The sequence below is a fragment of the Pseudomonas sp. REB1044 genome (assembly GCF_038813925.1).
Classification (GTDB): domain Bacteria; phylum Pseudomonadota; class Gammaproteobacteria; order Pseudomonadales; family Pseudomonadaceae; genus Aquipseudomonas; species Aquipseudomonas boreofloridensis.
Genome location: NZ_CP046139.1, coordinates 2,706,623 through 2,719,831, shown reverse-complemented (window position 1 = coordinate 2,719,831; position 13,209 = coordinate 2,706,623). Strand labels below are relative to the sequence as shown.

8 protein-coding genes and 4 pseudogenes are annotated in these 13,209 nt (G+C 61.9%); 6 read left to right on the top strand and 6 right to left on the bottom strand.

Features of this window, described 5'->3' with window-relative positions:
- Positions 1-158 precede the first annotated feature (158 nt).
- A pseudogene (locus GKC70_RS12385) lies at positions 159-1,498 on the bottom strand (MFS transporter).
- Positions 1,499-1,658: 160 nt separating this feature from the next.
- Positions 1,659-2,342 (bottom strand): FCD domain-containing protein, encoded by a 684-nt coding sequence (locus tag GKC70_RS12380; protein WP_342648805.1) that lies wholly within the window; start codon positions 2,340-2,342, stop codon positions 1,659-1,661.
- Between the two features lie 275 nt (positions 2,343-2,617).
- Between GKC70_RS12380 and GKC70_RS12375 the strand changes: the two genes are divergently transcribed.
- Genes GKC70_RS12375 through GKC70_RS12360 form a run of 4 tightly spaced genes read left to right on the top strand, consistent with a single transcriptional unit; the run spans position 2,618 to position 5,460 of the window.
- Positions 2,618-3,403, top strand: coding sequence for a transporter substrate-binding domain-containing protein (locus tag GKC70_RS12375; protein ID WP_342648804.1), 786 nt, complete (start codon positions 2,618-2,620; stop codon positions 3,401-3,403).
- Positions 3,404-3,425: 22 nt separating this feature from the next.
- Positions 3,426-4,091, top strand: coding sequence for an amino acid ABC transporter permease (locus tag GKC70_RS12370; RefSeq protein WP_342648803.1), 666 nt, complete (start codon positions 3,426-3,428; stop codon positions 4,089-4,091).
- Entirely contained in the window at positions 4,092-4,739 is a 648-nt protein-coding gene (locus tag GKC70_RS12365) for an amino acid ABC transporter permease (RefSeq protein ID WP_029612583.1), read from the top strand.
- Positions 4,726-5,460: an amino acid ABC transporter ATP-binding protein gene (locus GKC70_RS12360; RefSeq protein WP_342648802.1), complete on the top strand. Its 735-nt coding sequence runs from the start codon at positions 4,726-4,728 to the stop codon at positions 5,458-5,460. Before GKC70_RS12365 ends, GKC70_RS12360 begins: the two co-directional genes overlap by 14 nt.
- 25 nt (positions 5,461-5,485) lie before the next feature.
- Here the strand turns inward: GKC70_RS12360 and GKC70_RS12355 are convergent, their stop codons facing one another.
- A complete protein-coding gene (locus tag GKC70_RS12355; protein ID WP_342648801.1) occupies positions 5,486-7,222 on the bottom strand; it encodes a hypothetical protein in 1,737 nt (578 codons plus the stop codon).
- Positions 7,223-7,428: 206 nt separating this feature from the next.
- Here GKC70_RS12355 and GKC70_RS12350 point away from each other — a divergent pair.
- Positions 7,429-8,205 (top strand): annotated as a pseudogene (locus tag GKC70_RS12350) (AraC family transcriptional regulator).
- Positions 8,206-8,214: 9 nt separating this feature from the next.
- Here the strand turns inward: GKC70_RS12350 and GKC70_RS12345 are convergent.
- Positions 8,215-8,798 (bottom strand): annotated as a pseudogene (locus GKC70_RS12345) (LysE family transporter).
- A gap of 259 nt (positions 8,799-9,057) precedes the next feature.
- On the opposite strand from GKC70_RS12345, the pseudogene GKC70_RS12340 reads away from it, so the two are divergent.
- Positions 9,058-10,625, top strand: a pseudogene (locus GKC70_RS12340) (TerC family protein).
- Here the strand turns inward: GKC70_RS12340 and rarD are convergent.
- Positions 10,591-11,475 (bottom strand): EamA family transporter RarD, encoded by an 885-nt coding sequence (gene rarD, locus GKC70_RS12335; protein ID WP_342648800.1) that lies wholly within the window; start codon positions 11,473-11,475, stop codon positions 10,591-10,593. The pseudogene GKC70_RS12340 and the gene rarD sit on opposite strands and share 35 nt — an antisense overlap.
- A 34-nt stretch (positions 11,476-11,509) precedes the next feature.
- Complete coding sequence (locus GKC70_RS12330) at positions 11,510-13,096, bottom strand: cyclic diguanylate phosphodiesterase (RefSeq protein WP_342648799.1); 1,587 nt, start codon at positions 13,094-13,096, stop codon at positions 11,510-11,512.
- Positions 13,097-13,209: the final 113 nt, after the last annotated feature.

The following is a 13,209-nucleotide window of genomic DNA, read 5'->3' as shown; positions in this document are numbered from 1 at the left end:
GTGCATCGCTTTTGTTATTGGATGCGTTTATTTTTGTACCATCTGGTTAGTTTTGTAAACGCAGAGCTGCTTCGCCTTGGGGATTTGGGGCGGTAATCGCCCGCAGCTTTACGCGTCGTTACCCAAACAGGGGCGTAGCCAACGCCCCCTGTCGTCGGTCACAACGCGTTGGCTCGCCCGCGGCCCGTCGATGGGCCGCCGAGTGTTTCGTCATCCAGTGAAACGCGTGAGGTTTCCGGCAGCGCCAATCCACCGACCAGCGCAACCAAAGCAATCACCACCAGATAGAAAGCAGGCGCCAAGCTGCTGCCAGTCTGGGTGATGAGCCAGGTCGCCACCAGCGGTGCGGTGCCGCCGAACAGGGTATAGGCCACGTTGTAGGTAATCGCCGACGCAGTGTAGCGGGTGCGGGTCGGGAAGCTCTCCGACAGCAAGGCAGCGGTCACTACACCACTGGACAAGGCGCCGACTGCCAGCAGGATCACCCCTAACAGGGCGCCGGACATCGAGCCGGAACTTGCCAGCCAGTAGGCGGGGAATACGCAGACCATTACCCACAGGCAGGTGAAACCGATAGTCCGACGCCGGCCGATGCGGTCCGACAACGCGCCGGCCAGCGGGCATCCGGCGGCAGCGAACAGCAATGCCACGGTGGTCACCAGCAGCGACTGGGCACGGCTGAGATGACCGACCATCTGCAGGTACGTGGCGAAGTAGGTGGTGAACATGTAGAACGACAACGCCGTCAGCGAGATGAAGGCCCCCAGGTTGCGAATGGCTCGGCCATGGTGGCGCAGGGTGTCCTTCAGCGGCGAGTGCTCGTGCTGGCGACCCTCGGCCAGCGCCTCGCGGAAGGCCGGCGTTTCCTCCATGCGCCAACGCAGGTACAGGCCCACCAGACCCAGGGGCGCGGCGATCAGGAACGGTACGCGCCAGCCCCAGGCGTTCATGGCATCGCTGCTCAGGCTGGCTTCCAGGCCGTAGGCGATCACGGCTGCACACGCGAACGCGGAAAAGGTCGAGACCGGCACGAAGCTGCCATAGAACGCCCGGCGCTCGCGTGGGGCATGCTCCATCAGGTAAGCGCAAGCGCCGGCATACTCGCCTCCGGCAGAAAAACCTTGCAGGCAGCGCGCCAGCGTCAGCAATACCGGGGCGGCGATGCCGATGCTGGCGTAGGTCGGCAACAGGCCGATCAGTGTGGTGGAGCCGGCCATCAACAGGATGGTCAGCGAGAGGATACGCTTGCGTCCCAGACGGTCGCCCAATGCGCCGAAGATGATGCCACCCAGCGGGCGCAGGGCGAAGGCGACGGCGAATACGGCGAAGGTCTTGAGCAAGGCGACGCTGGCGTCCTCGCTGGCGAAGAACTGGCTGGCGATCAGTGTGGCGAGAAAGCCGTATACGGCGAAATCGAACCACTCGACGAAGTTGCCGATGGCCGAGGCGGCAATCACGCGGCGCAGGGTGGCGGGGATACCTCATGGGATGCGGACATGGGCACGTGCTCCGGTTGGCGTAGGCAGCCTGATGGGGGCGGACAGGATCATGCCCTGTCGTCTGGTTATCAGGTGCAGTACACCTCAGCGCAACGACCGCCGCATCCTTGAGCACGACACCCAGATATCCGTTTGGACCGATCCGGGCGCCAACGCTATTCAAACCGTGAACACCACCCCGGTGCGCGAGGCGGCGTTGCGGATATGCGCTTGCATGGCCCGCTGGGCGGCGGCCTGGGCACGGCGCTCGAGGGCCTTGAGGATGGTGCGGTGTTCCTGCCAGGTTTCCATGGCCCGTTCGGGACGAATGAACGGCAGCTTCTGGCTTTCTAGGAAGATCTCCCGGCTGCTGGTGATCACCTGCAGCATCGCCTGATTGCCGCAGGCCAGCAGCAGCGCCTGGTGGAACTCGAAATCCAGTCGCGCCGCCGCCTCGAAGCGGCCCGCGCGCAGTTCCAGGCGCATGGCCTCGACGTTGGCCCGTAGCCGGTCCAGCGGATCGGCGGTCAGGGCCAGCGCGGCTTGGCCGGCCGCAAATCCCTCCAGGGCATAGCGCATCTGGAAGGTATCGGCCGCCGACACTTGCTCGGCATAGGGCCAGGCGAATCCACCCGGTGCCGGGCTCTGCACGAAGACACCTTTGCCGGCCTGCACGCTGATCAGCCCCATGGCGCTCAACGAGGACAGCGCTTCGCGCAGGGAGGCCCGGCTGACGCCGAGGCGATCGGCCAGGTCGCGTTGCGAGGGCAGGGCGTCGCCGGGTTGATAGCCGCCTTCGTCGATGAGCTTGCGGATGGCCTGCAGGGCCAGTTCCGGTACGGCGCGGGGGAGGGTGTCGAGCATGCTGTTCAGACCGGTAGGAGGGCGATGACGCTGACGTTGTACGGCGATCTGCCGGTGCTGGCAAGCCTTGCGCCAAGCTGGCGCAGCGCGGATTACAGCGCACGAAAGCAGGGCGCACGAGGCCGACCGAGTGAGATCTACAGGTCAACTGTTCAGACCAGTAAGACCTTGTAGAACCCGCGCCCCGCGCACTCGCGGTCGATTTCAGGACGAGCTGGCATGCTGCCTGCAATGGCCTGCAGCGCACACCCATTCGACTTACCGCGAGGCCTTCCATGACGACGTTCCGCTCCCTGCTCCTGGCCACCCTGTTCTGCAGTGCGGGCCTTACGCTCACACCCGCCCAGGCCGATGCCCTGAGCGACATCGCTGCCCGTGGCGTGCTCAAGGTCGCCGTGCCCCAGGATTTCCCGCCCTTCGGCTCGGTTGGCCCCGACATGAAGCCGCGCGGGCTGGATATCGACACCGCGCAGTTGCTGGCCGATAAACTGGGCGTCAAGCTGGCGCTGACGCCGGTCAACAGCACCAACCGCATTCCCTTTCTCACCACCGGTAAAGTCGACCTGGTGATTTCCAGCCTGGGCAAGAATGCCGAACGTGAAGCGGTGATCGACTTCTCCCAGCCCTACGCGCCGTTCTACCTGGCGGTATTCGGTCCGGCCGACGCGCCAATCGACGACATCAGTGCAGTGGCCGGCAAGACCATCAGCGTCACCCGCGGCTCGATCGAGGACATGGCGCTGAGCGCCGTCGCACCCAAAGATGCGGTGATCAAACGCTTCGAGGACAACAACTCGACCATCGCCGCCTACTTGTCCGGCCAAGTACAGTTGATCGCCAGTGGCAGCGTGGTGATGGCGGCCATCGCCGAGAAGAACCCGGCCAAGGTGCCGGTGGTCAAGGTCAAGCTCAAGGACTCGCCGGTCTACGTCGGCGTCGCCAAGCACGAGCCGGCATTGCTGGACAAGGTCAACAGCACACTGGCTGCCGCCAAGGCCGACGGCAGCCTGAACCGCAACGCCGAGAAGTGGCTCAAGCAACCGCTGCCAGCCGACCTTTAAGCACTAGGCGGACTTTCGGACCATGGCCTATCAATTCGACTTCGCGCCCGTGCTCGCCCAGAGCGACCTGCTGCTCAAGGGCGCACTGTTCACTTTGGAGCTGACCGCCATCGGCACGGTGCTTGGCCTTGCCATCGGTGTGGTCGGTGCAGGCGTGCGGGCCTGGCGCCTGCGCCCGTTCGACCTGCTGTTCGGTGTGTACGTGGAACTGATCCGCAACACGCCGTTCATCGTTCAGCTGTTCTTCATCTTCTTCGGTCTGCCGGCACTGGGTGTTCGCCTGAACGAGTGGGAAGCCGCGGTGCTGGCCATGGTGGTCAACCTCGGCGCCTACAGCACCGAGATCATTCGCGCCGGTATCCAGGCGATCCCCAAGGGGCAGTTGGAGGCCGCGGCAGCGCTGGCCATGAGTCGCTTCGAGGCGTTCCGGCACGTGGTGCTGCGCCCGGCCCTGGCCAAGGTCTGGCCGGCGCTCAGCAGTCAGATCGTGATCGTCATGCTCGGATCGGCGGTCTGTTCGCAGATTGCTACCGAGGAGCTGTCGTTCGCCGCCAACTTCATCCAGTCGCGCAACTTCCGCGCCTTTGAAACTTACCTGCTGACCACCGCCTTGTATTTGCTGATGGCCATCGTTGTGCGCCAACTGCTCAACTGGCTCGGCCAGCGTCTGCTGATGGGGAAACGCTGAATGGATTTCACCTTCTGGGACATCGTGCGCAACTTGCTGGTGGGGTTGCAGTGGACCCTGGCGTTATCGCTGGTGGCCTTCGTCTGCGGCGGGCTGGCCGGACTGTTGGTGCTGATCGGACGGATCTCCGAGCGCGCCCTGCCACGGCGGCTGGCGCGTGCCTACATCGAACTGTTTCAGGGCACGCCGTTGTTGATGCAGCTGTTCATGGTGTTCTTCGGCATTGCGTTGTTCGGTGTCGATGTGTCGGCCTGGGCGGCGGCGGCCATTGCCTTGACCCTGTTCACCAGTGCATTTCTCGCCGAGATCTGGCGCGGCTGCGTGGAATCGATCCCGCAAGGGCAGTGGGAAGCCAGCGAAAGCCTGGCGCTGAGCCGTCTGGAGCAACTACGCCACGTGATCCTGCCGCAGGCCCTGCGTATCGCCGTTGCGCCGACCGTGGGCTTCTCGGTGCAGGTGGTCAAAGGCACCGCCGTAACCTCGATCATCGGCTTCACCGAGCTGACCAAGACCGGCGGCATGATCGCCAACGCTACCTTCGAGCCGTTCATGGTCTACGGCCTGGTCGCGCTCGGCTACTTCATCCTCTGTTATCCGCTCTCGCTGAGCGCCCGCTACCTTGAAAGGAGGCTGCATGCCGCTGCTTAGAGTGTCCGCGCTGCACAAGTATTACGGTGACAATCATGTGCTCAAGGGCGTCGACCTGAGCATCGAAGAAGGTGAAGTGGTGGCCATCATCGGCCGCAGCGGCTCGGGCAAGAGCACCTTCCTGCGCACCCTCAACGGTCTGGAATCGATCAGTGACGGGGTGATCGAAGTGGATGGCGAATATCTCGATGCCAGCCGCGCCGATTTGCGCGCACTGCGCCAGAAGGTTGGCATGGTGTTCCAGCAGTTCAACCTGTTCCCGCACCTGACGGTCGGTGAAAACGTGATGCTGGCACCGCAAGTGGTGAAGAAGGCCGGCAACGCCGAGGCGCAGGCGTTGGCCCGGCAGATGCTGGCTCGGGTCGGCCTGGCCGAGAAGTTCGACGCCTATCCGGACCGTCTTTCCGGCGGGCAGCAGCAGCGGGTGGCCATCGCCCGGGCCCTGGCGATGTCGCCCAAGGTGCTGCTGTGCGACGAGATCACCTCGGCGCTGGATCCGGAGTTGGTGAACGAGGTGCTGGGTGTGGTGCGCCAGTTGGCCCGCGAGGGGATGACGCTGATCATGGTCACCCATGAGATGCGCTTCGCCCGGGAAGTGGGTGACAAACTGGTGTTCATGCATCAGGGCAAGGTGCACGAGGTGGGCGATCCCGAAGCGCTGTTTGTCGCGCCAAGAACGCCAGAGCTGGCTCAGTTCATTGGAAGCACCCTGATGGCATGATCCAGCACTGCGGCAGACTTGCTTGTCAGCTTTGATCCTCTGGCCAATAGGTGAAGACCTGCTCTGGCCCCGCTTGAAGATCAACGCGAATGACCGGCTTCCAAAGGCCTGCAGCACTGTCGCTCAAATCCTGCTGCATCGCTTTGGCCTGCGTGATCGCATCGAGATGCCCGCTCTGGTAGAAGAAAGCCTCCAGTGGCAGCAATTGTGGGATGTTCTGGGGCCAAGTTTCGATCAGCAATTCGTTGTGGTGTAGATACTGCTCGGGATTGAGCATCGCCTCGCGCGATTTCAGCGAAATATCGAAAGCGACAGCGTCTACTGCCAGGCTGCACTGATGTTGATTGCGATCGTTGAAGTGCTTGTCGTTGCCCGCAATGGATTGGAAGTGGGCCTTGAGTGTGGCGAGATCGAAAATACCTTGAGCGGCGCAGCGCACGCTGGCTTGGCTGTAGTTACGGTGGGCGCCGCATCCGCTTTCTTGGCGATCCCAACTCGCTGCGTCCGTGGCATACATGCACAGAGGCTTGAGCGGGTAGAGGTCTGGCGCGGCCCCAGCATCGAGCTCGCGAACGATTAGACCCTGATAGAGCGTATTCCATGCCAGCACCTTGATCCCGAGGTCTGCACGCAGGTATGAAAACGATACGCTACCGGAGTTCACCGAGCGCTGGCTGGGATTCCATACCTTGAATTGCGGGGAAAAGGTTGTCGTTCGCAGGATCACCCCATTGCAGAGCAGGGAGGTTCTGCCATCGCACCGGCTGGCTGTACTGGTGTAGCGCAGGGTCAGCGCCTGTGCTGTGGCTCGCCCTTGTTGATCATGGGTCGGCGCCTTGAAAATCTGGTTATCGGTTGCGCCTGGATCCAGCGCAACGATTGGTACATCCCTGGAAGTTTCCTGGAGGAAGGCATTGCGTAATTGCAGTGCTGTTTCGAAAGCGCCACTTCTGTTGGCGTTGAAGAAAAACGCCTCGATCGGCAGTTGCTTGGGCTGCGTATCGTCCCATGTGGGTATCAGCAACTCATTGCCGGCGGTCTTGGCGATATCGGCGTGAGCCACTCGCGCCTGAAGGCTGGTGATCAGTTGCTCGGGCACTTGGGTGCTCAGCGAACACTGATCACCGCGCGCAAACTCCTTCGCCTTGAAGTGTGCGCTCCAACTGGTGACAGTGATGGCGGGGGGAATTTGCGTCGCGCACACACTTTCATCCTTGCGCGGCGGTTCGGCGACGTCTCGCATTCCGCAGCCGTGCAGACTTCGCCCATTGTTTTGGGTGCCAGCCAGAAATGGGTAGATACAGCGTGGCGACTGCAGCGTATAGCCAGCACTCATCGCTGTCGTGTTGTCCATGAAAATGAAACCGCTGGTCAGATCATTACTGTTGCTTGCCCCGTCTACTCGCAGCCAGGAGAAAGTGACCGAACCCAGCGCTTGGCTCGCTGGGCTATGCGTCCAGAAGGCATACCCGGGATTGTGCGTGGCGCGACGCAACAGGATGCCGCTACAGTGCAGCGCCGGGGCACCATGTTCACATTGCGCCACCGCACTGTTGTAGCGCGCGTTAAGTCGGTCGATAAGCGAGGGTTGATCGTTCAGCGCCAGTAATGACTGATCCATGATGGTCGCTGGAGCCGCTTGGCTGGGGCCTGGCTCGCCCTGTTGCTGAGGAATTGCCTGGACGCCGAAAGCGAACAGTGGATGACATGCAAGGGTGACAATCAGAACCACCGGCTGGAGTAAGGCGGTCTTGCGATACATGGCGCTGCCCTCATCGGTGAGTCTTTGTGCTAACGCTAGGCGGGGCGGCGCGCACTGCCAACTGGTAAATGTATCAGTTGAGGCAGACCGTTTACTCCTGAAGAAAAACCTCGGCAAACAGGTTGGGGCCTTGAAATCCATTAATCTCGGCTCTTCGTGCGTTGAGTGGGAAAAGCGCTGACAGCCCCGAACAGGAGAGAAGAGTAATGAACGAAGCATCACGATTCTGGCGAAACCCAGAACTGCCCTTTGTCGAGGCACGGTGGGTCATCGATGGGCGCAGGGTCTGCTATGAGCCTCATTCTCACGAAAGCTTTTCCATAGGCGTGGTCACAGGTGGACGCAGCACCTACCTCAACGGCAACACGTTGCGCGAGCTGACCGCAGGTGCCACCGTTCTGATGAACCCAGGCGTGGTGCATGCCTGCAATCCTCTCCAGGGTGAGCCGTGGTCTTACCTGATGCTGTACGTCGACTTGCCCTGGCTGCAGGCTCAGGGTTCGTTCTGCCGCAGGCGACCTACAGCGACTGCACTGCGCTGTACGCGCATCTGTTGCAGGTCTTCACAAACGTGTTCGAGCAGCAGGTCTCTGGGCGGACGTCTTTCTGAAAGCGTTCTTCAAAATGTTGCCAAGCTATCTGCAGATGCCTGGCGAGGTGGTTCGATCAGATCATCCGCGTTTGGATACCGCTGCGGCCTTCATCCGCGCCCACCGTCTCGATCCTTTGAGCCTGGACGATATCTGTCTTGTTGCTGGACTCTCCCGCAGCTACCTGATTCGCGCCTTCCGCCATCGCTTCGGCCTTACACCCCATGGTTACCTTATCGATCAACGCGTGCAGCACGCACGCGCCGAGTTGCGTCGGGGGCGGGCATTGCAGAAGTGGCGCTGGAGGCCGGATTCGCCGATCAGGCGCATTTACAGCGCGCTTTCAAGCAACATTTGGCGGCAACGCCCGGGCACTACCGCAGCGGTTGCTGATCCAGACCTTCAGGCCAACATCAGATATGCCGCACTGATCACCAGCAAGCCCGCCAGTACCCGATTGAACAACCGCATGTTCCGGGCATTGCCCAGGCAGTGGCTGATCATGCTGCCCGCCCAGGCCCAACTGGCCACTGACACGAAGCAGATGGGCGCGTACAGCCAGGTGAATAGCCACAGCAAGTGATGATCGCCGCCGGTATAGGCGCCGATACCGGCCACCGAGGCCAGCCAGGCCTTTGGGTTGAGCCACTGCATCACCGCGCCGTGCCAAGCCGAAGGTGCTTGGCTCTGATGATGGGTGTTCAGCTCGCCGCTGTCGCTGGCCAGCTTCCAGGCCATGTACAGCAAGAACAGCACCCCCCCCAGAGCAGCAGACGATTGAGCAGCGGCCAACGCAGCAGCAGTTCGTGCAGGCCCAGGCCGATCAGCAAAAGCAATAAGCAAAAGCCCAGGCTGGCACCGGCGGCGTGCCCAAGGGTGGCCCGCAGACCGTGTCGCGCGCCGCTGCCCAGCGCGACGATGTTGACAGGACCTGGGGAAATCGAAGCGGCCAAGGCGAAAGCGGCCATGGACAGTGACAGGCTCATTGAAGGCGTCCTCGTTGTTCTATGAAGCGGCCATGCTCTTGCAGGGGGCACTGCGGCGTATTGAACGAAAGTGCTCAGCGACCGGTTACAGTTTTTGTAATAGTTTCCCGCTGTCGGAAAAACCTGCTTCGATTGTAGGATCGACATCCCAAATTACACTTAAGGCCCTTATGAGCACCTTCGCGGAGCCCCCCAGTCCCTGGCCGTCCCGGCCGCCCTTCATGCGTCGTCCTGACGCGTTCCCCGAGAGTACCTGCTGATGGAATGGCTAGCTGACCCCACGGCCTGGCTGGGCCTGCTGACACTCATCGTGCTGGAACTGGTGCTGGGTATCGATAACCTGGTGTTCATTGCCATCTTGGCCGACAAACTGCCCCCGCATCAGCGTGACCGCGCCCGGGTGATTGGTTTGACGCTGGCATTGGTGATGCGCCTTGGCCTGCTGGCCTCGATCTCGTGGATGGTGACGCTCACTGCGCCGCTGTTCGAGGTATGGGGCAAGAGCTTCTCAGGTCGAGATCTGATCATGCTGTTTGGCGGCGTATTCCTGCTGTTCAAAGCCACCATGGAGCTGCACGAGCGCCTTGAAGGGCATGTCGCCCAAAGCAGTGCGGGTGCACGTCACGCGGCTTTCTGGCCGATCGTCGCGCAGATCGTGGTGCTGGACGCGGTGTTCTCGCTGGATGCGGTGATCACCGCCGTGGGCATGGTCGAGCATCTGTCGGTGATGATGATCGCGGTGATCTTCTCCATTGGCATCATGATTGTGGCCAGCAAGCCGCTGACCCGCTTCGTCAACGCCCACCCGACAGTCATCATGCTGTGCCTGGGCTTCTTGATGATGATCGGCTTCAGCCTGACCGCCGAAGGCCTGGGTTCCACATTCCCAAGGGCTATCTGTATGCGGCGATCGGTTTCTCGATCCTGATCGAGGCGTTCAACCAACTGGCCCGGGCTCGTCGCAAGCGCAGCCTGCAACAGCACCGCCCGCTGCGCGAGCGCACCGCCCACGCGGTGCTGCGCCTGCTGGGCGGGCGTCGTGTCGAGACTGACGAACTGGGCGAGGAGATCGCCGATCTGGTCGAAGGTGGTGAAGAACAGGTGCTGTTCGACCGCCGCGAGCGCGTGATGATCAGCGGTGTGCTGAACCTCGCCGAGCGGCCGATCCGGACCGTGATGACCGTGCGCACCGAAGTCGATGCGCTGGACCTGGCGCAGTCGGCCGAGATGATCACGCAGACGCTGATCAACTCGCCTTACTCACGGCTGCCGCTGATTCGTGACGGTCGCATCGACGAGCCTCTGGGCTTCGTTCACAAAAAGGAGTTGCTCAAAGAATTGCTGACCGGTAGCACCCCGGACCTTGAGCGTATGGTGCGCCAGCCGCTGAACCTGCTGGAGAGCTTCAGCATTCTCAATGCGCTGGAGCAGATGCGAGGACAGTCGACGCACATCGCGTTCGTGATCAACGAATTCGGTGATTTCACCGGCGTGCTGACCATGACCGACATTCTTGAGTCGATCGCCGGTGAGCTTCCCGATGCCAGTGAGGTGGCCGGGCCGGAGATCGTCCAGGAGGTCGATGGGTTCGTCGTCAACGGGGCGCTGAACCTGACCCAGGTGCAGGCGCGAACCGGCTTCGCCGCCCGCGCCACCGAGGATTACCAGACCCTCGCCGGACTGGTGATGAGCCTGCTCGACCGCCTGCCGATGGTCGGCGATCAGCTCGACTGCAATGGCTGGCGCATGACGGTGATGGCGGTGCAGGAGCGCCGGGTGCGCCAGGTGCGCCTTACACCGCCCGCCGACGCTGACGCAGGTGCTTGATGCCCTCGAGCACCAGGACCAGTACGGCGGCCCAGATCGGCAGATAGGTCAGCCACTGGTCCGAGGTGATGGTTTCGCCCAGCAGCAGTGCCACGCCAACCAGCAGCACCGGTTCGACGTAGCTGAGCAAACCGAACAGGCCAAAGGGCAGTAAGCGGCTAGCCAGCACATAGACGATCAGCGCCGAGGCGCTGATCGCACCGAGCAGGGGAATCAGCCCATACAATCCAGGATGCGCGGCCAGGTCGGCCGTTGTCAGGGGGCCCTCGATCACGAAGTACAGGGCCCAGGGCAGCAGCAGGCACATGTCGCACCACAAACCGCCCAGGTGGTCGGTGCGGCAGCGTCGGCGCAGGACGAAGTAAATCGGGTAGCCCACCACCACCACCAAGGTTTCCCAGGCGAAGCTGCCATGCTGGTACAACTCGTGGCCAACGCCTAGGGCAGCGCAGCCCACGGCCAGTTTTTGCAGGCGTGAGAGACGTTCGCCATAGACCACTCTGCCCGTGAGCACCATTGCCAGGGGCAGCAGGAAATAGCCCATCGACACCTCCAGACTGCGCCCATGCAGCGGTGCCCACAGGAACAGCCACAACTGGATGCCCAGCAGCGATGAAGTGCCTATCATGCCGAGCAGCAGGGCGGGTGTCTGGCCAATCCGTGTCAACAGTTCGCCGACATGGCGCCAGTCCTTGCTCAGCAGCATGAACAGCGTCAGGCACGGCAGGGTCAGCAACGTTCGCCAGCCAAAAATTTCCTCCCCGTCGAGCGGAGCAAGCAGGGAGGTGTAGAAATACATCACGGCGAACAGACAGGACGCCATGACGGACGAGATGATGCCTTTTGACACGAAAGCCTCGATAGCTGGAGAGTGAACGGACCGATCAACCGGGCATGATGGCAGCGGGGGTGTCCGGGGGCAACCGGCCGCTTGAGGAACGTGCGGCGAGTGCTTGGATAAAGGCCTCCAGTGGCATGGGCCTGGCATGCAGGTAACCCTGCTGTAGATCGACCTGATGTCGCGCCAGGTAATCCCGCTGCGCCTCGGTTTCCACCCCTTCAGCGACCATCGCCAGATCCAGCTTGCGCGATAGCTCGATGATGGTGTCGAGGATGTGCTGCGAGAGCGCGTCGCCGCCGATCATGGCGACGAAGCTCTGATCGATTTTCAGATAATCGATATTGAACTGACGCAGGTAATTCAGGCTGGATTGTCCGGTGCCGAAGTCATCCAACGCGATCTTCACGCCCATCTGGTGGAGCCTCTCGAACAACTCAAGGGTCGTCGGTGTGACTTCGAGCAGCTTGCGCTCGGTCAGTTCCAGCGTCAGTAGCACACGTCCAGGAGGAAAAAAGTCGAGGAAGGTGCGGCATTCGTCGAGCAGGGCGAAGTCCTGGCAATGATCGGCGGTGATGTTGATACCAATGTGAAAGCCTTCATCCATGAAGGCGGCATAGGGGGCCAGACCTTGGGCGGTGCGCAGCATCAACGCGCGAGTCATGGGTACGATCTGCCCGCTGTGCTCGGCATAAGGGATGAACAGGTCAGGGGGCACCAGCCCCTCGCGCGGGTGCTGCCAGCGCATCAGCACCTCAGCCCCGGCCCAGCGATAGTCGCTTGTGCGCACCACGGGCTGGAAATACGGGGTGAACTCGTCGGCCTGCAGCGCCCTGTCCAATTCGCTTCGTGACGAGGACGCCCGGCGCAGTTGCCAATGGCAGGTCATGCCGATAAATGCGCCGATGACACACAGCAGGGCGAGCAGCGCTGGATAGTGGCTGTACAGCGTGCGCAGCGATTGATGTGCGCGATAGCCGCCATGTACACCGAACGGATAGCGGGAGGAATACAGCGATATTGGCGTGCTGCCTGTCAAAGGCGGCTTTGAGATGTGCACCCTACCGTCGGCACCCATCCAGTGCGTGCCGACCTGAATCTGCAGGGCTTCGTCATTGGCAATCAACTGCAAGGCGGTAACGAGGTGATCCCCATCCACCGTGAGCAGAACGCCACGCCCAGCCTGGTGGGTTCGATAGACCAGCAGCGCGTGGTCGGGCGTGACCGTGTTCCCATCCATCAACCACAGGTGACCTTCAGTGTAGCGCTGGGCTTCGACCGGCTCATGAATAGCGCCAAACAGGGACGAGCAATAAAGTATGTCGTTGGCGAACAGGTTGGTCGAGCGGATGAACGCGTTGCGCGTCACCTGCTCGCGCAGTGCGAGCGTCACCTCTGCGCAAGGGCGGCCTGCCAGCGGCGCCAGGATCTTCGCTGCCGCCGACACGCTGTCGAGAACGCGTTCGACGTGATTGACCACCTGTCGTGCCGTGGCCACGCTGCGCTCGTGCAGGTTACGCTCGACTTGCCACTCTAGCAGGACTAATCCGCACAGCAGCGGCAGCGCGCCAACCGTCCAAGGGAGCAGAGCCCGCCAGGTTCGATGACGTTGACGTTCAAGCGTGAGAGGCATGTGAGTCTTGAGGTGAGTGGCTGCCGACAGCACAAGAATAGTCGGTGATGGGCCCGCACACTGAACGAGTGCGCGACAAAGGAAATTACGCCCTGTAGAATCAAGTTACGAAT